We start from the raw sequence: 21,415 nt of genomic DNA, 5'->3' as shown, positions 1-21,415 counted from the left end.
CGCCACCGCTCAGGGCTTCACGCCGACCCCGGCGAGACCGTGCAGCGCCGCCCGGTCGAACGGCTCGTCCGGCTCCGTGGGCCGCCAGTGCGGAAGCGACACGATACCCGGCTCCACCAGGTCGAACCCCTGGAAGAACGGCCGTAGTTCGGCCCTGCTGCGCAGCACGAGCGGGGTCGGCGTCCGCGCGTAGACGTCCTGCACCGCCCGCTGCCCCTCCGGCGCGGGACCGTGGTCGAGCGTGGCGTGCGTGAGTACCAGGACACTGCCGGGCGCGAGCGCGTCCCGCAGCGCCGCGATCACCTCGGCCGGCCGGTCGGCGTCGGACAGGAAGTGCACCACGGCGACCAGCAGCAGCGCCACCGGGCGCCCGAAGTCCAGCCGCCGCACCTCCCGGTCGCGCAGCAGCCCGACCGGGTCGCGCAGGTCGGCCGCGGCGACCGCGGCGTACGGGTCGTCCGCGAGGACGGCCCTGCCGTGCGCCACCGCCACCGGATCGTTGTCCACGTACACGACACGCGCCCGCGGCCGCTCGGCCCGCACCACCTCATGGGTGCTTCCGAAGGTCGGGATCCCCGACCCGATGTCCAGGAACTGCGTGATCCCGAGCCCCAGCGCGAACCGCACCGCACGCTGCATCACCGCCCGGTTGGCCCGGGCGATCGCCCGCGCGCCCGGCAGGTGCCGCAGCGCGGCCCGCGCCGCCTCCCGGTCGGCGGCGAAGTTGTGCGAGCCGCCGAGCAGGCAGTCGTAGATGCGGGCCGCGTTGGCCCGGGTGATGTCGACGCCGCGTGGGGCCCGGACGGGTCGGTCGGTCACGGCGGTGTCCCTCCGGGTCGTTCGTCGTGCACGCTGCCACGACCCTACTGACCACCGCCACCCGCGGATACCTGACGGCGGCCCAGGACCGTTGTCCCAGGCCCTGAGCCGCCGCGGTCCCGCCTCAGCCCCGGGTGAGGGCGCGCGCCGCGTTGTACCCCTCGGTCCGCAGGGCCGGGCGGCCGGAGCGCAGCGCGGCCGCCGGCCACGACAGCGTCACCGTTCGCGACTCACCGGGCAGCAGCCACAGGTAGTTGTCGCCGTACAGCGTCGGCAGGACCCGCTCGCCGCTGCGCGCGTCGAGCAGTGAGAGCCGCACCATCGCGGCCACCGCCGCACCCCGGTTGTGCACCGTCGCGGCCACCTCCCTGCGCCCGCCCGCGGCGCGCCGCACCTGCCCGAGCGACGCCGAGACCGTGGCGCGCCCGGCACGGCCGAGCGCCCTCATGTCGGCCGGGTCGCGGTAGCGCCAGTACGTGTTGCGCGACAGCACCGCGCCCCGCGCGTCCTCGAACGTGAGACGCAGCAGGTGCAGGGCGGGCAGCCCGCCGTCCCAGCCCACCGTGAAGGACGGCGCGGTGCCGGCCGCCGCGACGTCCACCGTCCCGGTGTGCGCGGCCCCCAGCGCGCGGCCCGCGAGGTCGTACAGCCGCGCCGTCACCCGCGCGCCCTTCAGTGCGGTCGGCGTGTGATTGACCGCGAGCACCCGCCAGTCCTGCGGGTCCGCCTGCACATGGTGCGGCTCGCACGCCGAACGCGCCCCGTAGTAGGTGCCGTTGACGTCGAAGTCGTAGTCGTACGTCTGCCACACCGTGCTGTGCCACGCGGGGTGCGACATCCACAGCATCAGGCCGCTCGCGTCCTTCCACAGGTGCGCGTTCCACGCCTCGAACATCGCGCGGGTGTTCTCGTAGTTCACGAACTGCGCCTTGCGCGAGAAGTCGTCGAGGCCCGTCGCCGCGCCGAGCCGTGCCTCGATCGCCGCCCGGTAGTTCTGCGGGGCCTGGTTCCCCTTCGTGCTCCAGTCGTGGTGGTACCAGGCGCCCGCGATCGGCCACTCCGGCTCGTCGCCGACCATGGCCCGCGTGCTCTCGGGCGTCGAGACCACCGGCATGCCGATCTCGGTGTGGAAGCCGAAACTGCCGCTGCCGTAGGTCGAAGGCCGGTAGTAGTCGGCGGGCTCGATCCACCCGTACGGGCCGCCGCCGGTGATGATGCCGCCCGCCGAGTTGTTCTGGTACAGGATGCCCGGCGCCTGCGTCTGCACCGCTGTCCGCATGCCGGTGTCGATCGCCGCGGGCGGGTTGCCCTCGTTGGCGCCGCACCACACCACCACGCACGGGTGGATGCGGTAGCGCTTCACGGTGTCGAGCGCGAGGTCGTTGTACGCCTCGTGGTCCGGCGGGTCCATCCCCCACGCGTTCGGGAAGTCGTTCCACACCAGCAGCCCGTGCTCGTCGCAACTGGCGAAGAACTCCTCCCGGTTGCTGGTCGCCACCCAGTTGCGGATCATCGTGAAGTTCATGTCGCGGTGCATGCGCACCGCCGTGTCCGTCCGCTCGGCCGGCATCCTGCGCAGCAGCTCGTCCCAGCCCCAGTTGCCGCCCCGGCAGAAGACCCGCACCCCGTTCACGCTGATCTTCAGCGGGTCCGTGGTGTTGTCGACGGCCCTGGCGTCGGTCCAGGTCTTCCCGTCGTCGGAGGTCTGCACCACGTACGTCTTCGCGTACGCCTGCTCCCACACGACGGCGACCCGGTCGAAGGCGACGGGGGAGCCGAGGTCCACCTGGAGCCACTGGTCGTCCTCGTACGCCGAGGACCAGCGGCTCCCCGCGTCCCCGTCGGTGGCGTTCGACGCCGGGTTCGAGCCGTCGTCGCTCGACGCCGTCGCCTTCCCGTGCAGCGCCAGGTCCTTGCCGGGCGCCGCGCTGTCCACCACCGAGAGGGACCACAGCGAGAAGCCCCAACTCGTCGCGCGCGCACCGCACGACAGCCGCACGTACCGCGCGGTGCGCGCGGGGAAGTCCACCGTCTGCAGGCTCGCGTCGCCGTTGCTGAACGGCAGCGGCACCGCCGAGTTGTCGACCGTCTTCGCGTCGGTCCAGGTCTTCCCGTCGTCGGACGTCTGCACCACGTACGTCTTCGCGTACGCCTGCTCCCACGTCAGGTCCACCCGGTCGAAGGCGACGGACGAGCCCAGGTCGACCTGCACCCACTGGTCGTCGTCGAAGGACGAGGACCACCGCGTGGCCGCGTCGCCGTCCGTCACATGGCCCGGCTCGTGGCCGGACTCGTCCACGGACGACGCGGTCGCCGCCTTGTGCAGCGCCAGGTCGACGGAGGGTGCCGCGGCGTCGAACACCGAGAGCCCCCACAGCGACGAGCCCCATGACGTCGCCCGCGTCAGGCACCGCACCCGCACATGGCGCGCGGTACGGCTGCCCACGTCGACGCTCTGCGTGTACGAGTCGCCGGTCGCGGCGAACGCCAGCGGGACCTCGTACGCGTAGCCGAACTGCCTGATGCCGAACCTGGTCGTGCGCCGGTCGCTCTCCCGCCCGCCGACCTCGGCGGTCAGGGTGAGGTCGTGCAGCGCGGGCTCGCCGTAGCCGTTGGGCCACCACAGGGCGGGGTCGCGCAGCCGCAGCGCGGGGTACGCGTCCGGCGCGAAGACCACGTCCGCGGACCCGCCGGCGGGCACCGCCACCGTGCGGGAGACCCGCACCCGGTCGAACGACGCCGTCACCGTGACCCGGTGGTCCGCCGTGTCGGCGTTGCGCACCGGCACCACCACGGTCACCTCGGCGGTCCTGGTGTCCGGCAGGCCGGGCAGGACGGTGTCGACCCGCGGGTCGCCGATCACGGCGTGGCCGGTGGAGCGCAACCGCACGTGGTTCCAGATGCCGGCGGCCCGGTCGCGCACGGCCGGCATCCAGTCCCAGCCCGAAGCGGCCAGGTAGGTGGGGGAGTTGCGGTTCATGGTGTTCGCGCCGGCGTCCACGAACGAAAGGCCCTCCGGCCCCTTGTCGCCCGGGCTGCCCGGGTGGGGCATGGGGGACACCTGCACGGCGAGCGCCTGCGCGCCGCCGTGGGCGACGAGGCCGGTCACGTCGTGTGCTGCGCGCGCGAACGGATACGTGAGGCCGCCCACGCGGTGGCCGCCCAGCCAGATGTCGGCCGTGTGGTTGACACCGTCGAATTCGAGCCACACATGGCGGCCGGCGCCGGTACGCAGCGACCGGGGCAGGCTGAACTCCCGCCGGTACCACCAGGAGTGGCGCGACAGCGCCTCCGGTATGCGGAGGTTGTTCAGGCCCGCCACCGGATCGGGCAGGTGTCCCTGCTCCACCAGGGTGGCCAGGACCGTGCCGGGCACCGTCGCAGGCAGCCAGGAGCCGGTGTCCACCGAGGGGCGCGACAGCTCTGCGCCCGTGCCGCCCGCCCGGTCGTCCATGGTGAGGGTCCAGCCGGACTCCAGCGGCACGGTGCCGTCGCCCGCGACGGCCAGGGCGGGCGCGTGGTGGCGGTGCGTGCCCCAGTCGGCCCAGCCCTTCGCCTCAGGCCGGTGGCCCGACGTGGTGCCGTACACCTCGAAGCCGCTCAGGCCGAGCGGATTGGCGTTGGAGCGCCTGGTGGCCGTCATCCGCACCCAGCGCGCCGCCACCGGCTCGTCGAGCGCGATGTCCACGACCCCGCCCTTGCCGGACTTCGTCGCGTACACGGTGGTCCAGGACCGGTGGTCGCGCGAGACCTCCACGGTGAACTCGACGGCGCAGCTCGACAGGATCTCCTGCCCGGTGGTGTTCTCCCAGGGGTTCGCGCCGCTCGACGGCGTGAACGGCGGGTCGTCGGCCGTGGCCTCGAAGGTGAGCCGCAGTGACCCGACGCGGCAGACCGCCTGGAGGTCGACGCTGATCCACTGCGGATCGCCGTCGGCGGCCCGCCAGCCGGTGCCCTTGACCCCGACCGCGTTGACGCCGTCCACCGCGAACTCGGCCGGCGTGGCCGCGTAGGCGGTCGAGGAGACCGCGACGGGGCGGGCCCCTGCCAGCTCGCCGCCGCGCCCGGCGCCCGAGGCGGCCAGGGGCGCGGCGGCCGACGCGGTGCCAGGCAGGGCTGCCCCGAGCCCGAATCCGGCCAGCAGAACCGTCCCCGATGCGACGACGGACCTGCGGGAGGGGGTGGGGCGTGATGACAGCGACGACGAAGGCGACGACAACTGCTCTGACATGTGCGGCCCGTTCGATCGGGGGAGTAAGGGGCGGGTTCCGCCTCTCGGCCCGTTGCTATGACAACGTTGCCATAGGCTCTATTTCCGTCCGTCTCCTGTCAAGACCCGCCGCAGAAAGACGCCCAGGGGGCGGATGCCAAGTCCCCGCGGGCGGCACGGCGGCGGCGCCCCTCGGCCGCGCCCGCGCCTTCAACGGCGCCCGTGCCTTCAGCCGCGCTCCCGCCGTCAACGCCGGCCGCCCGCGCTCGGCGCGCGCCCGCCGGGCACGAGCACCGCGCGGGCCCGGACGGTGCGGCGGTGGCACGCGTCCGCCGGCCCCGGGCCCCCAGGCAGCCCACGCAGGCCCGTTCGACGGAAGGCGCCCCCGGCCGGACGGGGCACCGACGCCCCGGCGTGTCCCGTCCAGGCTCAGCCGCCCCGGCGCCCGCCCGTCCCCGCGGCGACCCACGCGTCGAACGTCTCGGTGCCCCGCGGGCCCTCCTCGCGGGGCAGGAGCGCGCCGCCCGCCATGGCGCGCCCCGCGGCGCCCGGTGCGCGGACCTGCAGGACGGGGCGGCGGCCGCCGCGTACGCGCTGGAGCTGCCTGACCATGGCGCCCATCTCGCGGACCTCGGGCCCCGCGAACTCGGGCGCGTACCCGAGGGGATTCCCGAGGGCGAGCCGTACGAGCTCGTCGGCGACCTCGCGCACGGCGACCGGCCTGCACCGCATGCGGGGCGCGAGGACGAGCGGCCCTCCGATGGCCAGCATCTGGGCGGCGAACTCGTGGAACTGCGTCGTCCGCAGGATCGTGTACGGCACAGCGCCGCCGCGCACCAGCTCCTCCTGGCGCCGCTTGCCCGCGTAGTACCCGAGCCCCACCCGGTCGATCCCGACGATGGAGAGCGCCACGTGGTGGGCGACCCCCGCCGCCTCCTCCGCGCGCAGCAGGTGCCCGGTCGCCGCCCCGAAGAACGCCATGGACTTCGACCTGCTCGTGGTCGTCACATTGCTCGCGTCCACGACGCGCGACACGCCGTCGAGCGCTGCGGCCAGGCCCCGGCCTGTGGTCAGGTCCACCCCGGCGGACCTGGAGAGCACTCTCGGCTCGTGCCCGGCGGCGGAGACGGCGGCCACCACGAGCTTGCCCGCCCAGCCGGTCCCGCCGGCGACTGCGATACGCATGACATGTGCCTTTCGGATACGTCGGTCATTCGGCCTCCCGCAAGGGACGACGTACCCGTACGGGATGTGACACGGTGCGGCCGTACGGGTGGCAGGGCCCCGCCGGCCGTCACACTCCGGCGCTCCGCGTCGTCCCACGGGCATGAACGTCTCCGCACGCCGCGTGCTGCTCCTCGTCCTCGCCGCCCTCGGCGGCTGCACCGGCTGCCCGTGCTCGGCCCGTACAACGAGCACCTCGCCAAGGACACCGGCGCGCTCTACCTGGCGCTCGCCGCCCTGAGCTGCTGCGCGGCCCGGTGGGCCGGCGACCGGCGGCCGACCGCGGTGACGGGCCTGGCCTGGCTGGTCTTCAGCGTCCCGCACCTCGTCTCGTCCACCACCTGCGGCTCCTGGACACGTACGGCACGGCCGACCAGGTGCTCAATGTGGTCGTCCTCGGCTTCTTCGCCGCGGCGGCTGCCGCTCTCGCAGTCCCCGGTCCCGCCGAAGCACGGACACGGCCGCGCCCCCGCCGGTGAGGCCCGCGCGGGACGGGCGCGGGCACCGGGCGGGGCGCGGCCGGATCACCTGCGCCGGCCGGTGGGGGCCGGGTCAGCGCATCGCGGCCGACATCTTCGCCGCCCACTGCCACGGCGCGGCCGTGCCGCCCGGGTCGGAGTTGAAGTACTCCCAGCCGGCCACACCGCCGAAGCCGGAGTACTTCCCCGCGAGGGAGGAGACGGTGGCGGTCAGCGTGTCCATGGGCACGTAACCGCTGCCGCAGTTCGCCGCGTTGGTGAGGGTGCCCGCCACCACCTTGGACGCGGGTACGACGCCGTGCTGGATGATCCCGTCGTAGCCGCTGGTGCTGGAGAGGCTGCCCCAGCCGCAGTAGAACTGCGTGTTGAACCAGCTGATCGACGAAGCCCGGTCGCGGTAGAGGGCGTCGTAGCTGAAGCCGGAGAGGTTGCCGCCGCCGTTGAGCGCGGTCGCGACGGGCGCGAGCGTCACGGTGAATCCGGCGCCGAAGTCGGTGTGCAGCTGGTCGATGAGGCGCTCCACGCCGCCCAGGGACATCGACTCCTCGACGTCGAGGTCGACGCCGTCGAGGTGGTGTGTGGTGATGACGTTCTTCAACCTCGGGTAGTACGTGCCGAAGTCGCTGTCGAGCCGCTGGAAGCTGCCCTGCGCCGCGCCGCCGACCATGCCCTCGACGCGCACGCCCTTGGCCTGCATCGCCGCCAGGTCGCTCCACATCTGGTCGAACCTCGCGCTGTCGGGCGAGTCGTCGTTGAGGGCGACGCTGCCGTCGCCGTTGAGGTGGATGGCGCCGACCACGACGTCGGTGACGCCCGTGTTGTTGTCGGTCATCGCGCGCGGCGAGACGTAGGCGCCGCCGTTGAACTGCGTCTGGTAGTAGACGACGACCCGTTTGCTCGCCGCTGCCGCCGCGTGCGGTGCCGCGCCCGCGGGGGCCGCGGCCAGCGGTGCGCCGAGGCCGACGGCGGCCACCAGCGCGAACGTACGGAACAGGCTTCTGATGCGCATCAACCGCTCCTTCGTGGAGCCGCGGTAGCAGGGGACGACCGCGGTTGGGGGGCTCCGCAGGTATGAAAGCGCCGCCCCCGCACACCCCACAAGGCCGCGTGCCCCGCCGGCCCGTGCGGCGCCCTGGTGTTCACCGGGCGCCGCCGGGCGGGCTCAGCAGGCGCCGAGGTCCTGCCAGACGCCCCACTCGCCCGTGGTCCCCGGCTGCTCGCCGGTCGTCCACCACTTGGCCTTCCAGGAATGCCCGCCGTACGACACCGTGTCACCGCCGACGTACACCGCCGACGACTGCCAGGCGGCGGCCTGGCACGATCCGCCGCCGGGCGGAGTGGTGCTGCCGCCACCGCCGTTGAACGGCTCGAAGGTGTGGCTGAACTGCCAGGTGCTCTGGGTCGTGCCCGAGCAGGAGTCGGAGCCGCCCTGGCCGGGGCAGTTGCCGTTGTCCCGCTGGAGCGCCCACAGGGACAGCGTGTTGATGCCCTTGGCGACCGCCCAGTCGTACACGGTGGCGGCGTTGGCCGTGGTGAAGGTCTCCGGGGCGCCGAAGTCGTCGATGCCGGGCATCTCCGTGACGCCGACCATGTTCCACAGCTGCGTGTCGCTCTTGGCCGGGTAGAGCGCGGCCAGTTGGCCGTGCAGGCCCTGGGCCGCCGTCTCGGTGTCCGCGGCCATGTCGTGCGCGGCGTTGTCGTAGTAGTCGAACGTCATCAGGTTCACGACGTCGAGCCGCACACCGTTCGACACGGCGTTCTTGAGGACGGACAGGCCGCTGCCGTCCCCCGCGGTGCCGTCGGTCAGCCCGTGGGTGGTGGTGGGCAGCGTGTAGGAGAACTGCACGGGGCGGCCCGCGGCCGCGGCCCAGTCCTGCACCATCTTCACTGCCTTGTTGCGCCGGTCGATGCCCGCCGCGTTCTTCAGCGAGTTGTCCTCGATGTCGAGGTCGATGCGGCTCACGTCGTAGGTCGTGATGACCTTCTCGTACGCGGCCGCGATCTGCGACACGTCGGTGCAGCTGTCGGCGATCTCGGTGCCGCCGTTGTCCGCCGCGTAGCCGCCGAAGGACGGGATGACGTCGCCGCCGCCCGCCTGGATCGTGTCGATGTCGGAGCCGAAGGCCGACTGGGCGACCGGCATGCCGCTGTCGCCGTTCCAGTACGGCGTGCAGGAGCCGGCGGACGCGGTCTGGAGGAACGCCATCGTCAGGTACTTGTTGCCGGACTGCGCGGCGAGCTGCGCAGGGCTGTCGCCGGTGTACGCCTCGAAGTACGGCGCGAACACGTGCGTGGGCAGGGTCGTGGCCGCCTGGGCGGTGCCGGCGCCGGTCACCGCGAGACCGAGCGCGGCGGCACCGGTGGCGAGGGCGGCGAGAAGAGTGCGGGCGGGTCTGCGAACGGGTCCTGGCATGGACCGTTCTCCCTTCATAAGGGACCGGAAGGGTCAATGGTCTGGACCATTAATCGCCCTCCTGGGCCCCCTGTCAAGAGCCCGCATCGCGACCGGGCCGCCCGACTCCCCGCCCGGGGCCGCCCGCCCGCGGTGCCCGGCCCGCCTCAGGCGGCCGGGGACCAGCCGAGCGCGGGCCCGAGCCGGGTGGCGATGTCGGTGAGGATCTGCACGTAGTCCTCGTGCTCGAAGGTGAAGGGCAGCGCGAACGCCACCTCGTCGACCTCGCGGAACGCGGGCTGCGCGTGGAGCCGTTCGGCGATCTGCTCCGACGTGCCCACCAGGTCGGGCGCGAACAGCATGCGGGCGGGCCCCTGCGGGGCCGCGGTCCGCGGCAGCCGCTCCCGCGCGTACGCCTCGTACCTGGCGCGCTGCCCGGGGCTCGCCGAGTCGGTGGGCACCACGACAAGACCCTGCGAGACCCGCGCCCGCTCGCCCTGCGGGTGGTGCGCGCGGAACTCCCGCACGTGGGAGAGCTGGATCGCCGCGAAGTCCGCGGACTCCTCGGCCCGTACGACGCTGCTCGTCAGAAAGTTCATGCCCTGCTCGCCGGCCCACCGGGCGGAGCGCAGGCTCGCACCGCCGTACCACATGCGCCGCCCGAGCCCGGGGGAGTGCGGCTCCACGCGGTCCGAGTACGACTCGAACCCCTCCGTGCCGCGGAAGTCGGTCACCCGCTCGCCGCGCACCAGGCCGAGCAAGCGCCGCACCCGGCCGTAGCCGAAGTCCTCGGCCTCTGCCGTGTCCGGGTACAGCGCGTGCCGCACGCGGTCGAAGTGCATGGGCGGGCCGACGCTCACCCCCGGGTTGAGCCGGCCGCCCGACAGGATGTCCACGGTCGCCAGGTCCTCCGCGAGCCGCAGTGGGTTCTCCCAGCCCAACGGGATGACGGCGGTGCCCAGTTCGATTCTCGACGTGCGCTGCGTGGCCGCGGCGAGCACGGCCACGGGCGACGAGATGCCGTACTGGAGGTGCCGGTGGCGCACCCACGCGCTGTCGAAGCCGAGACGCTCGCCCAGCTCGATCACACCGAGCGTCGACTCGTGCCCGGCGCGGGGCTCGGCCCCGTCGAACAGGCCGATGGTCAGGAACCCAAGCTTCCGCAGCGGACGCGAGGTCTGTGGCACGGGGGCCTCCACATGTCAGCGGCGTGTTCGCCGTACACCTGTGCTGGCCGTGATTCTGCCAGGTGCCGTACGCCGCCCCGCGGCCGCCCTCCACCCCGTGACCTGGGAAGGGGCCGGGCTCACTGCCCGCGGTGCCGGACCGCGGCGGGCGCGCACGCCCGGTCCCCGGCGTCCGCGCAGGGCAGCGACGACGCACCGTGCACAGCGGCCCCCGGCTCGATCGGCACGCCGTTCGCGCGCAGCACCCCGCGCACGTCCTTGATCAGCGGGAAGACCTCCTGGTTCCAGTCCCCGCCCTGCTCGTCCCACGCCCTCTGCTCGGCCTCGACCGCCATCCGGTCCTGCGCGAACACCCGCTCGGTGAACCGGCGGATCAGCGGCCAGGCGGCGTGCAGCGCCCCCGGCACCCGCGGCTTCTCGATCATCAGCAGGCCGTACGCGTGGTTGGTGCGCTGCTCCGCGTCCTCGGGCACGTACGCCACCCAGAGCGAGAACGCGGGCAGGTCGGCCTTCTCCGGCACCGCCTGGAGCGTCTGGTAGGGGTACTGCGTACGGATCGTGATCACGTCGGGCGACGAGGATCCGCCGATGCCCTCGGCCGACAGCAGCCCGGCGCCGCGGTCCTTGCGGCCCCCGGCCGGGGTGAACAGGTACCGGGCCTCGACGAAGTCGGCCCCGCTCTCGTGGCCGAGCAGCGTCGGCTGGATGCGTCCCAGCACGCTGCGGTGCAGGAACTGGTGGTTCATGTCGAGCAGGTTCTCGTGCATGAACGAGTAGTGGCAGCGCACCGTGCGCGAGAAGGTCATCGTGCGGTGCCGCGGCGAGGCGAACTGCGGCAGGTCGGGCAGCGGGGCCCTCGCCGCCTTCTCCGGGTCGCCCGGGAAGACCCACACCAGCCCGTAGCGCTCCTTCGCGGGGTACGCCCGCACACCGCGCGGCACGTCCTTGACGCCCTTCGGCAGGTAGGGGATCTGCGAGATGCGGCCGTTTCCCCTGTACGCCCAGGCGTGGTAGCAGCAACGCAGCACCTCGCCCTCCACCACGCCCATGCTCAGCGGGACTTGGCGGTGCGCGCACCGGTCCTCCAGCGCGTACACACTGCCGCTGCCGCCCCGGTACAGCGCGATCCGCTCGCCCGCGAAGGACGCGGCGTGCGCCCGGCCGCGCCGCACGCTGCGTGAGGTCGCCACCGGGTACCAGAAGTCGGGCGCGATGCCGATCCGCCGCAGGTCCCCGCCGGTCCGCGCGGCCCGCGTCCGCCGTCCGCCGCGGGCTGCGGACGGCTGGGCCGCGGCCCGGCCCGCCTGCTGTGTCCCGGTCATGCGCTTCTCCCTTGCGGTTCGTCGGTGGGGGAGCGGCCGGCTCCAAACGGAGCGGCGCACCGGCCGTGGCGGCCCCGGGCGCCCGCGCGCACCGGCCTGCTTCTCCCCGCCCGACCCTCCCACCGGGCCGGGCCCGGCACGATCCGGGAGCGTCCTCGCGGGTGACGCCGCCGTGCGGGTGGTTCCTTTACCCACCCGTGGGACGGGAGTCTTGACATGAGCGCGTCCCTCAGCGGAGCATCCTGGGCCAAGCGGTTAGGAAACCTTCCTAACATCCCCCCCACGCTGCGAAAGGCCGTCATGCCCGCACCCCACCGCCGCCCCCTCCTCGCGCTCGGCGCCGCCCTCTGCCCCGCCGCCCTCCTCGTGGCCGCCCCCACCGCCCACGCCGCAGCGGCCTCCTTCCCCGCCCAGTACGCCGCCCCCTACCTCCAGGTCGACGACAACACCGTCAAGGACATGGCGGCCGACCACCAGGCGTCAGGCGTCGACCACTACACGCTCGCCTTCCTCACCTCCCAGTCCGGCTGCACCCTCAACTGGGAGGACGGCGGCGACCCGGTCGGCGCCCACACCGCCGAGATCAACGCGCTGCGCTCCTCCGGCGGCGACGTCGCCCTCTCCTTCGGTGGCGCGGGCAGCAAGGAGCTCGCCCAGACCTGCACCTCGGTCTCCGACCTCACCGCCGCCTACCAGAACGTCGTCGACACCTACGGCGCCACTCGCCTCGACTTCGACATCGAGGGCGGCGCACTCGGCGACAGCGCCGCCAACCAGCGCCGCGACCAGGCGCTCGCCGCCCTCCAGCAGCAGAACCCCGGCGTACAGATCTCCTGGACCGTCGCGGTCGACCCCGACGGCCTCCCGTCCGACGTCACCGGCATGCTCTCCGGAGCCCAGTCGGCGGGCGTCAAGACCACCCTGGTCAACATCATGACCATGGACTTCGGCGACGGTGAGAACGCCCTCCAGGACGCCGAGTCCGGCGCCAACGCCACCGTCGGACAGCTCGGCTCCCTCTACGGCGGCTCGGCCGCCGACAACTGGGCCCGCATGGGCCTGACGCCCATCGCGGGCCAGAACGACGACGACGAGAACTTCAGCCAGTCCGACGCCGCCACCCTCGAAGCCTTCGCAGCCGACAAGGGCGTCCAGGAACTGTCGTTCTGGGAGGTCGACCAGTACGACAAGCCCACGGGCTACGCCTACTCGAAGATCTTCAACAAGATCTGACGGGACACCCGCCCGGGGCGGACACCCGCCCGGGGCGCTGCGGCGCGTCAGCCACGGGCGGCGCGCCGCAGCCGCAGCGGTGCGTACACCGCGAGCGCCGCCGCGAACGCCGCGTAGTACGCCAGGTCCGCTCCGTGCAGGGCCCGCGCCACAGGGCCCTCGTACACCGACGTGTTCATGAACGGCACCGCGGCGCAGAACCCCGCGGCGAACGCCACCGCCGCGGGCCACCACGGCACCCGCACCGTCTCCTCCGTCCCCAGGTCGAGCGGCGCACCCCCGCGGGCCCGCGCCCGCGCCCACCAGTCCACCGACACCACCGCGACGAACCCCGGGATCCAGTACCCCACGAACAGCAGCACGTTCTGGAACCGGGCCGCCGTGTCCGCCGCGTGCATCCACAGCACCAGCGGGAACCCGAGAGCCGCCGCGAGCAGCGCCGCCACCGGTCGCGCGAGGCGCACCCCCGCCGTCTGGAGGGCCAGCGAACCGCTGTAGTCGTTCATCGCGTTGCTGCACAGCGCCGCACACGCCACCGCAAGCAGCCCGAACGCCCCCAGCGCTCCGCCCCCCAGCAGCCGGTCCACCCCGCCCGCCGTCTGGTCCGTGAACACCGAAGCGCCCCACAGCCCCAGCGCCTGCACCGCGGTGAACGACACGCTCACCCCGAGCAGCGTGTACCAGAACATCCGCACGCGGGACGTCTCCCGCGGCAGATAGCGGCTGAAGTCGCTCGCGTACGGCGCCCACGACAGCGAAAGGCTCAGCGCGACCGTGCTCGTCAGCACGAACGCGCCGAACCTGTCGGCGCCGTGCACGTGCGAGACCGCCGCCGGGTGCACCCCGCCGAGCAGTTCCACGGCCAGCAGCGCGAACGCCGCGGCGAGCGCCAGCGTCATCACCTTCTGGAGCCGGTGGATCGCCTCGTACCCCAGCGCCCCGACGAGGCCCTGCCCCGCCATCATCACCAGCACCCCCAGCCAGAACGGCCAGCCGCACAACCGCGCCAGCGCGTCCCCGCCGAACAGGCCGACCAGCGCGTCCCACGCCACCGACGACAGCCACTGCAACACCCCCGGCACCACTACCGCCCTGCCGAAGGCCAGCCGCGCGAGCGGCAGTTGGCCCGCCCCCGTCCTGCTGCCCCAGATGCCGAGCGCCGCGACGGGCACCGCCCCGAGCACCGTCCCGACGACCACCGCCACCAGAGCGGAGGCGAAGTCGAGCCCCAGCACCGCACCGAGGGTCCCGGTGAACACGCCCGTCATCGTCAGGTTCGGCGCGAACCACACACTGAAAAGCCGGGAAGCGCTGCCGTACCTGTTCTCCTCGGGCACCGGCGCGATGCCCCGCGTCTCGATCCGCAGATCGCCCGCCGCCGACGGCATACGCCCGCCGAAGGACCCGGGGCCCCCGGCCGCCCGCTCGGACAGGAACACACGTGAACGCGCCATGGGAGACATCCCTCCGCCAGTACGAGCTGGGTCAGGTTCGACGGGTGTGATCTCAGCCCCGCTGCAGGGCACCCCGTGTCCGGTGGAGTGCCACCCTAACGCCCCGCACGCCGCACCAGACAACCGGCCCTTCCCCACGGCTCACCGCCCGCGCACAGCGCCTCCCCGAGCAGGACGAGGCGCGCCGCCTTGCGCGACACCTCGTGCCCCCTCACGGCACCCGCACCCCACAGTTCGGCGAACCACAAGGGCCTCGGCCACGAGACCGCCCGCAGCCCCGTCGCCGAAGGCCACCGTCCACCTCGGCAGCCGCGACCCGGAGCCCGGCCGCGCCACTCCGAGCGGCCCGCCGCACGGCCGGTCGTCATCGACGTCACGCTTCACCGCGACCGACCTCAACAAATTCCGCGGCACCCAGACCCTCGAAGAGGGCGCACCCCGCGTCGCCCACGGACCGGCCTAGGGTGGGCACATGGCCAGGTACTTCGACGTGCACCCGCAAAACCCCCAGCGGCGCATCATCGGCAGCGTCGCCGACAGCCTCCGCTCCGGCGCCCTCGTGGCGTACCCCACGGACTCCTGCTACGCGCTGGGCAGTCGCCCGGGCAGCCGCGAGGGCATCGACCGCATCCGCTCGATCAGGGCGCTCGACGACCGGCACCACTTCACTCTGGTGTGCCAGAACTTCGCCCAGCTCGGCCAGTTCGTACGGATCGACAACGACGTCTTCCGCGCGGTCAAGGCGGCGACCCCCGGCCGCTACACCTTCATCCTCCCCGCGACCAAGGAGGTCCCGCGCCGCCTCCTGCACCCCAAGAAGCGCACCGTCGGGGTCCGCATCCCCGACCACCCCGTCGCCCAGGCACTCCTCGCCGAGCTCGGCGAACCGCTGCTGTCCAGCACCCTGCTGCTGCCGGGCGAGGAGGAGCCGATGACCCAGGGCTGGGAGATCAAGGACCGCCTCGACCACGCCGTCGACATCGTCCTCGACGCGGGCGACTGCGGTACGGAACCCACCACGGTCGTCGACTTCTCCGAGGGCGCCCCGGCCGTCGTACGCCACGGAGCGGGCGACCCGGCCCCTTTCGAGTGACCCCGCGGCACCCGCAGTGCCCGCTACGCCTCGGCCTCCGCGATCGCCTCCCGCAGCCTGCGGGCGAGCTCCCTGGCGTGCGGCTCGATGAGGAGGGTGACGTGGTCGCCCGGGAGCTCAAGGGCCCGCGGGGGAAGCGTCGCGACGTCCCCCCAACCGCCCGTTGCGGTCTCGCACAGCACGGAGTCCCTTGCGCGGAAGAACGCGACGGAACCGGTGTGCAGGCCCCGGGGCGTGTACCGGCTGCGGCAGATGCGGGCGGCGAGATCGGCGATGCGGCCGACCCGGTGGCCGGGTTCGTCCGGGGTGAACATGCCGCGCTCCCTGGCGAGTCGGGTGACGAACCCGGACCGCAGCCGCGGCGGCACCGCGAGGAGCGTCTCGCGCGCGAGCGGGATGCCCTGGCCGAACCAGGAAGCGAAGCCGCGGCCGAAGAAGACGAGCCCCTCGAACGGATCCTGGATGATGTCGGTGATCTCGTCCCGGAAGAAGGGGGCGGGCGCCAGCGCGTCGACGGCGGCGAGCAGCACCACGCGCTCCCCGCCGCGCTGCAGTTGGAGGGCCATCTCCAGGGCGACCATGGCGCCGACACAGTGGCCGCCCAGGAGATAGGGGCCGCGGGGCTGCACGGCGCGCAGCGACGCGAGGTGGTCGGCCGCCATGTCCTCCACCCGGTCGAAGGGCGGATGGGCACCGTGCAGCCCCCGGGTCTGCAGGGCGTGGAAGGGCCGCTCCCGTCCCAGGTGGCGGGCGAGCGCGTGGAAGTAGTACACATTGCCCTCGCCGTTGGGCAGGAAGAAGAACGGCCGCTTCGTCCCGTGCGGCTGCAGTGTCACCACCGGCTCCTCGCAGAGGCGGCGCGAAGGCGCGCGCAGGCGGCAGCCGAGCGCCTCGACGGTCGGCTCCGCGCGAAACACCTCGTACGCCGGGGCGGGCACCGCGAACCGCGCGGCCGCCGAAGCGAGAACGCGCCGGGCCGCCTCGCGGTCGCCGCCCAGGGCGAAGAAGTCGTCCCGCACCCCGAAGTCCTCCGTCCGCAGCAGATCCGACCAGATCTGCCACAGACCCAGCTCGAAGATGTCGCGGGGACCCACGGGACACCGGGGCGCGTCGTCGTCGCGTACGCGCACCGCGGAGGGCCGGCCCAGGCTCCCGGGTGGCGGACAGCCCCCGCCCGCCGGTGCCGGCATCATGACCGCACCTCCGACGGCGGTTGTACGGGCAGGAGTTCACGGTCCCGCACCCGGCGCTTCTCCAGCGCCGTCAGCGGGCCTGCCGCGGCCTCACGGGCGAGCGTGCCGGCGATGAGGTCCGCCACACGGGACCAGCGGCAGTATCCGTCGATCGCCGCCAGCCGGCGCAGCTGCACGTCCGGCTCCAATGCCCGCCGCAGTGCGGCGGCGGCACGCTCCGTATCGCCGCCGAGGGTGTCCACCAGGACCGGCAGCGGCGAATCCGTGTGCCGGGCACACCTGTCCGCGTACAGGCGCTCCAACTGGAAGGCGTAGAGGGCACGTTCCATGGCCACCTCGGCGGTCACCGGGTCCGTTCCGCCGTCCGGCCCGACCAGCGGGTCCGGCGGCATGAGCAGCGGCGGCACGCCGTTGGCCAGCGCAGCGCCGATGCTGCTGAGGCCGGGACGGCAGAGGAAGACCGTCCGCGGCTTCGCCCGCAGGGCCCGCAGCAGCGTGGTCCAGTGCTCGTTGACCCAGCCCAGCAGTGTGACGTTCGCGCGTGGCCCGGCCGCCAACTCGCCCGCGAGCCACGCCCGGTCCTCGCGGCTCCCGCCCGCGAGGAGGAAGTGCGTCTGCGGTACCCGCGCCGCGAGCGCCAGCACGCCCGCCCAGTGCCTGCGGCTGTGCGCCGAGAAGCCGTTGCCCTGGGACACGAGCGCCACGCTCCGGTCGTCCAGCTCGGAGAACACCGAGCGCAGTGCGGGCCACCGCCGGGCCAGAACGCTCCCGGCCACCCGAGCGGCCTCGTCGGGAGGCAGCGCGCTGGCCCGCCCGAGCGGCGGGACCACCACATAGGGCAGTGCGCCGGACTCCAGTGCGAGCCGCTCGCGCCAGTCGACCGCCTGGTACCAGATCGTGCCGTCCGCCGGCACCCGGGCCATGATGTCCCGGCTCGCGCCCTCGAAGTCGGCCGAGGGGGTGCGCCGCAGGTCGGTCCCCGAAGCGCGCAGGGCGTCCAGCAGCTCCCGCCGCGTGTGGAGGGCAGCGGCAGACGCCTCCAACACCTCGGCCACCGGCCCCCGGGGCCGCGACACCTCCGCCCGCGCGGCCAGCTGGCGCAGCTGGGGGAACTCCTCGAACGCATACCGCACGGTGTGCAGAGCGACGGCCCTGCCCTGTGTGTACTCGGCGAGTTGGTGCAGCATCCAGGTCTCGGGCCGGCAGTCGTTGACGATGGCGGCAGCCCCCAGGGCGACCCGGGCGAGCGGCAGGTTGTCCGCGACCCACAACAGCGCCGCCTCACGGTTGAGGAGCCAGGGACGCGACGGATTGGCCACGTCGTCGGGGGTGATCGTCGCCGTCGCGGAGTCGTCGTAGCGCAGCGGTACGACACGGAGCCGTTCGGGACTCCCGGACGTGCGCTGCGCGTGGAGTGCGTCCTCCCGCCGGGGGACAGCGGCCGTGAAACCGAGCGGGCGGGGGAGCGCGGTGAGGGCGGCGTGCACCGCGGGCACCCAGCCGGTCGTATGGCCGAAGGCCTGTGCCACGTACAGCACGCCCGCGGGCACCGCGTCCGGCGCGCCCGCCGTTCCGTCCGCACCGTGGACGGTGACCCGGAAGCACCCCGCACGGCGCGGATCTGCCCCGGCCGCCCAGACCAGCGGCCGCGCGGGCCCCGCGGGCGGGCAGTGACGCGGCACCAGCAGCGCCAGCCGGGCCGCACGGTCCGACACCACCACCCCGTCAGCCCCGGCGGCCAGCGCGAACACACCGTCACCCGCGGGCAGCGCGGACACCGTGCCGCCGCCCGTGCGTACCACCGGCACCGCGCCGTCACCGGCCGGCAGCGCGCCCACCACGGGCACCTCCCGCCCGCCCACCACGACCCGCGCCGGCTCTCCCGCCCCCGGATACGACACCTCCGCGCGCCCGAGCGACAGCCGCAGACCGCCCCCGTCCAGCACGCGGACAAGCTCCCCGGACGGCGGCGTACACGCGGACACCGGGACCGTGCTCACAGGGTTCCTCCCGCCGCGGCGAGGTCCCTGGCGATCATGTCCTCGTAGGTCTCCGGGCGCCTGATCAGCGTTTCGCGGCCCCCATCGAGGAGGACGATGCCGGGCTGCGGAAAGCAGAAGGAGTTGGAGAAGGGAACCAGATAGGCCCCCGCGTCCATGACCGCCAGCGTGTCGCCGACCCGCAGCAGGGGCAGTTCGACGGCGTCGCGCAGGCGGTCCATCGGACTGCAGGTGGGCCCGTCGAGCACATAGGGGAGAGCGGGCCCCTGCCCCCACCGCCCGGTGTGGAAGATCTCGTGGTACTCGCGGTGCAGGATGTGCGCGATGTTCTCCCCGGCGTCCAGGATCGCGTGCGCGGGCCCCGGGCCCGCCGCGTTCAGGCTGGCGACCCGGCACAGCAGCAGCTGGGTGTCGGCGGTCATGGCCCGTCCGGGTTCGAGCAGCACCCGCGGCGCCGGACGCCCGGCCCGCCCGAAGTGCGCCTCGACCTCCCCGACGAGGACACCGAGATACTCCTCGACGGAAAGCCTGCCGGCGACCTGCTCCCCGACCGGGAGCGTGGAGGCGTCGAGCGGCAGCACAGTGGGCGCGGCCAGACTCCCGCCGAGATCGAGCAGCTCCACGTCGAGGCCGAGCCGCGCGTGGAGCGTGTCGCAGAACTCCAGCACCTCACGGACGAACCGGACCAGCGTGTCCGCGTCCTCGATGGCCGTCCCACGGTGCGCGTGCACCCCGACGACCCGCAGCGAGGCGCACGCCAGAGCCTCCTCGTACGCCGCCAGGGCCCGCCCCCCGGCGATCGGGACACCGAACTTCCCCGACCAGCTGTCCGACGTGGCCACCCGGATCCCCACGGCCGTACGCCTGCCGCGCTCCGCGGCGGCCCGCGCGAGGACCCCGATCTCCTCACGGTGGTTGAGATGGGTGACCAGCAGGTCGCTGTCGACCAGCGTGCGCGCGAAGGCCGGCGTCTTGCCCGGCCCGTTGTAGACGATCCGCGAAGGCTCGACCCCCAGCCTCCGTGCGAGCCACAACTCGTACGGGGAGACGACCTCCGCCCCCACACCGAGCCCCGAGAGCCGCCGCAGCAGCTCCACCACCGGATTGGTCTTGTACGAGTAGAAGACGTCGACCTCCACGGAGCCGCCCGGCGGCACCCGCCGGAAGCGCCGCACGTTCTCCTCGACGGCGGCACCGTCGACGACGAAGAGGGGGCTTCCCCACCGCTCCGCGAGACCGGCCAGCGCCGTCCCCTCCAGGGAGAGCTCGCCTCCCGCACACGCCAGCCCCCACAGCCCCGGCGGAAGCGAACGCGCCACATCACCACCGGCCGACGCGGCCGGCCCCAGCGCCCCGGGCACCACGGCCGCCGGCGCGCCGATCAGCTCGGCCGCCTCCCGGCGTAACGGAGAAGGATGCTGACAGGAATACGAATGGTGCCGAGACATGGGCAACGTCCTTTGCGCAGCTGAGGCCCGCCATCATCCAGCACGAAGACCCCTGCCGGCCGCCGGAACATCGGTTCGACGACCCACCCCGACGAGCCCCCGACGCCCCCGGCCCGGCTCCACGCCTCCGCCGCCCCCCGTCACGTCACGATTCCTGTTACAAATACAACCGTCGCATGAACACAGCAGTCTTGCGGGGTGAAGGGCGGCCGAACGCCCGCCCGACCCCACGACCCCACCACCGAAGGACCTTCATGCGCGCCTCTGCTCCCCGACGCCGTACTCCGCTCGGCCCGGCCGCCGCCGCGACAGCCGCAGCCCTGCTGGCACTGGCCGCGGCGCCCGCCGTCGCCGCCGACACGGAGCCGGACCTCGCAGTCGGAACCATGCAGCCGATCAAGGGAGTTCAGCCGGGCAGCTCCTTCATGGCCCCGGCCACCTTCCTCAACAAGGGCTCGGACGAGGTCACGGACTTCTACGTGCAGTACGCGGTGACGCCCGGCCTGAAGGCCGACGAGACATACAAGAACTGCACCTACTACACGGTCCCGTCCTACGACGAGATGCCGGCGTCGAACGTCGCCTCCTGCCACCTCCAGCAGCCACTGAAACCGGGCGTCGTCTACGGGACGAACGGGCCGCTCTCCCTCAAGGCGCTCGGCAGCGCCTACCACGACGACCTGCGCGTCTCGATCAGCACCGACGAGCCGGACCCGGGCGACGGCGGCTCCTCCGAGCCGGTGCCCGGCACCGGCGCCCCGCTCACACTGGTGGAGCAGCGGCCCGCCACCGACGCCGACCGCCAGAACCACCCCGACCCGTCCGCGCAGGCCGACGTCAGCGCGGAGAACACCGCCGACTTCGCGCTGACCGGCGCCGAGGCCAAGGGCACGGTCGGCGACAAGGCCACCGGGACGGTGAAGTTCGCCAACCTCGGCCCCGCCTGGGTGCGGGGCGCCATCGACACGAGCGTGACCACCGTGGACGTCCGCATCCCCGCCGGCACCTCCGTGGTGAAGGCACACGACTACTGCGACAAGGTCAGCGCCACGCACTACCGCTGCGGTACCTCGCAGTCCTGGGTGAACCCGGACGGCGGCGAAAGCTACCCCTTCGTCCTGCGCATAGACAAGGCCGTCGGCCGCAGCACCGGCACGATCTCCTTCACCGGCGCCGACCGCCCCTTCGACCACAACGCGACCAACGACACCGCCCAGCTCGTCGTCGACACCGGCACCGCGCCGGGCAACGGCACCACAGGCGGTTCCGGTTCGACCGGTGGTTCCGGCTCGGTGGGCTCTGCGGGTGGTTCGGCGGGCGATGCTTCCCAGCTGCGGGGTGGCAGTGTCCTCGCGGCCACC

The 21,415-nt window shown here is 73.4% G+C and carries 14 protein-coding genes and 1 riboswitch; of the genes, 3 read left to right on the top strand and 11 right to left on the bottom strand.

What is annotated here, in order from left to right; all coding sequences use genetic code 11:
* Nucleotides 1-9: 9 nt before the first annotated feature.
* The 7 genes from AB0910_RS28700 to AB0910_RS28670 all read right to left on the bottom strand — a co-directional run bounded on the left by AB0910_RS28700 (nt 10) and on the right by AB0910_RS28670 (nt 11,633).
* Complete coding sequence (locus AB0910_RS28700; protein WP_366747570.1) at nt 10-819, bottom strand: SAM-dependent methyltransferase; 810 nt, start codon at nt 817-819, stop codon at nt 10-12.
* 124 nt (nt 820-943) lie between these two features.
* Entirely contained in the window at nt 944-5,050 is a 4,107-nt protein-coding gene (locus tag AB0910_RS28695; RefSeq protein WP_366747569.1) for a discoidin domain-containing protein, read from the bottom strand.
* A 408-nt stretch (nt 5,051-5,458) separates the two neighbouring features.
* The gene (locus tag AB0910_RS28690) at nt 5,459-6,214 is read right to left on the bottom strand and encodes an NAD(P)H-binding protein (RefSeq protein ID WP_366747568.1); all 756 of its coding nucleotides are present in this window, start codon (nt 6,212-6,214) and stop codon (nt 5,459-5,461) included.
* Nucleotides 6,215-6,805: 591 nt separating this feature from the next.
* Nucleotides 6,806-7,741 carry a glycosyl hydrolase family 18 protein gene (locus AB0910_RS28685; RefSeq protein WP_366747567.1) on the bottom strand — a complete coding sequence of 312 codons (936 nt, stop codon included), beginning with the start codon at nt 7,739-7,741 and terminating at the stop codon, nt 6,806-6,808.
* Between the two features lie 153 nt (nt 7,742-7,894).
* Entirely contained in the window at nt 7,895-9,145 is a 1,251-nt protein-coding gene (locus AB0910_RS28680; RefSeq protein WP_366747566.1) for a chitinase, read from the bottom strand.
* 146 nt (nt 9,146-9,291) lie between these two features.
* Nucleotides 9,292-10,311 (bottom strand): LLM class flavin-dependent oxidoreductase, encoded by a 1,020-nt coding sequence (locus AB0910_RS28675; protein WP_366747565.1) that lies wholly within the window; start codon nt 10,309-10,311, stop codon nt 9,292-9,294.
* A gap of 119 nt (nt 10,312-10,430) precedes the next feature.
* Complete coding sequence (locus tag AB0910_RS28670; RefSeq protein WP_366747564.1) at nt 10,431-11,633, bottom strand: aromatic ring-hydroxylating dioxygenase subunit alpha; 1,203 nt, start codon at nt 11,631-11,633, stop codon at nt 10,431-10,433.
* A gap of 300 nt (nt 11,634-11,933) precedes the next feature.
* Here AB0910_RS28670 and AB0910_RS28665 point away from each other — a divergent pair, with 300 nt between their 5' ends.
* The gene (locus AB0910_RS28665; RefSeq protein WP_366747563.1) at nt 11,934-12,866 is read left to right on the top strand and encodes a chitinase; all 933 of its coding nucleotides are present in this window, start codon (nt 11,934-11,936) and stop codon (nt 12,864-12,866) included.
* A gap of 47 nt (nt 12,867-12,913) precedes the next feature.
* On the opposite strand, the gene AB0910_RS28660 is transcribed toward AB0910_RS28665, so the two are convergent.
* Complete coding sequence (locus tag AB0910_RS28660; protein ID WP_366747562.1) at nt 12,914-14,320, bottom strand: cytosine permease; 1,407 nt, start codon at nt 14,318-14,320, stop codon at nt 12,914-12,916.
* Nucleotides 14,312-14,406, bottom strand: a riboswitch (TPP riboswitch). It overlaps the preceding gene by 9 nt.
* Before the next feature lie 386 nt (nt 14,407-14,792).
* On the opposite strand from AB0910_RS28660, the gene AB0910_RS28655 reads away from it, so the two are divergent.
* Nucleotides 14,793-15,413, top strand: a complete 621-nt coding sequence (locus tag AB0910_RS28655; protein WP_366747561.1) for an L-threonylcarbamoyladenylate synthase — start codon at nt 14,793-14,795, stop codon at nt 15,411-15,413.
* Nucleotides 15,414-15,436: 23 nt separating this feature from the next.
* Here AB0910_RS28655 and AB0910_RS28650 read toward each other — a convergent pair whose 3' ends face one another.
* From AB0910_RS28650 to AB0910_RS28640, 3 genes are all read right to left on the bottom strand, one after another.
* The gene (locus AB0910_RS28650) at nt 15,437-16,507 is read right to left on the bottom strand and encodes an alpha/beta fold hydrolase (RefSeq protein ID WP_366747560.1); all 1,071 of its coding nucleotides are present in this window, start codon (nt 16,505-16,507) and stop codon (nt 15,437-15,439) included.
* A 95-nt stretch (nt 16,508-16,602) separates the two neighbouring features.
* Nucleotides 16,603-18,552, bottom strand: a complete 1,950-nt coding sequence (locus AB0910_RS28645; RefSeq protein WP_366747559.1) for a hypothetical protein — start codon at nt 18,550-18,552, stop codon at nt 16,603-16,605.
* 50 nt (nt 18,553-18,602) lie between these two features.
* A complete protein-coding gene (locus tag AB0910_RS28640) occupies nt 18,603-19,925 on the bottom strand; it encodes an alanine racemase (RefSeq protein WP_366747558.1) in 1,323 nt (440 codons plus the stop codon).
* Between the two features lie 383 nt (nt 19,926-20,308).
* Between AB0910_RS28640 and AB0910_RS28635 the strand changes: the two genes are divergently transcribed.
* The coding region (locus AB0910_RS28635) for a peptidase (protein ID WP_366747557.1) at nt 20,309-21,415 on the top strand (1,107 nt) is incomplete at its 3' end.

Origin of the sequence: Streptomyces sp. NPDC047002 (assembly GCF_040704505.1) — a bacterium.
Lineage (GTDB): Bacteria > Actinomycetota > Actinomycetes > Streptomycetales > Streptomycetaceae > Streptomyces.
The sequence above is the reverse complement of the archived record's forward strand: the minus strand, read 5'-3'. Positions and strand labels throughout refer to the sequence as shown.

Bases quoted from the DNA above. Each gene is read 5' to 3' on its own strand.
- AB0910_RS28690 (WP_366747568.1), bottom strand. From the start codon at position 6,214: ATGCGTATCGCAGTCGCCGGCGGGACCGGCTGGGCGGGCAAGCTCGTG.
- AB0910_RS28670 (WP_366747564.1), bottom strand. From the start codon at position 11,633: ATGACCGGGACACAGCAGGCGGGCCGGGCCGCGGCCCAGCCGTCCGCA.
- AB0910_RS28685 (WP_366747567.1), bottom strand. From the start codon at position 7,741: ATGCGCATCAGAAGCCTGTTCCGTACGTTCGCGCTGGTGGCCGCCGTC.
- AB0910_RS28660 (WP_366747562.1), bottom strand. From the start codon at position 14,320: ATGGCGCGTTCACGTGTGTTCCTGTCCGAGCGGGCGGCCGGGGGCCCC.
- AB0910_RS28655 (WP_366747561.1), top strand. From the start codon at position 14,793: ATGGCCAGGTACTTCGACGTGCACCCGCAAAACCCCCAGCGGCGCATC.
- AB0910_RS28665 (WP_366747563.1), top strand. From the start codon at position 11,934: ATGCCCGCACCCCACCGCCGCCCCCTCCTCGCGCTCGGCGCCGCCCTC.
- AB0910_RS28695 (WP_366747569.1), bottom strand. From the start codon at position 5,050: ATGTCAGAGCAGTTGTCGTCGCCTTCGTCGTCGCTGTCATCACGCCCC.
- AB0910_RS28680 (WP_366747566.1), bottom strand. From the start codon at position 9,145: ATGCCAGGACCCGTTCGCAGACCCGCCCGCACTCTTCTCGCCGCCCTC.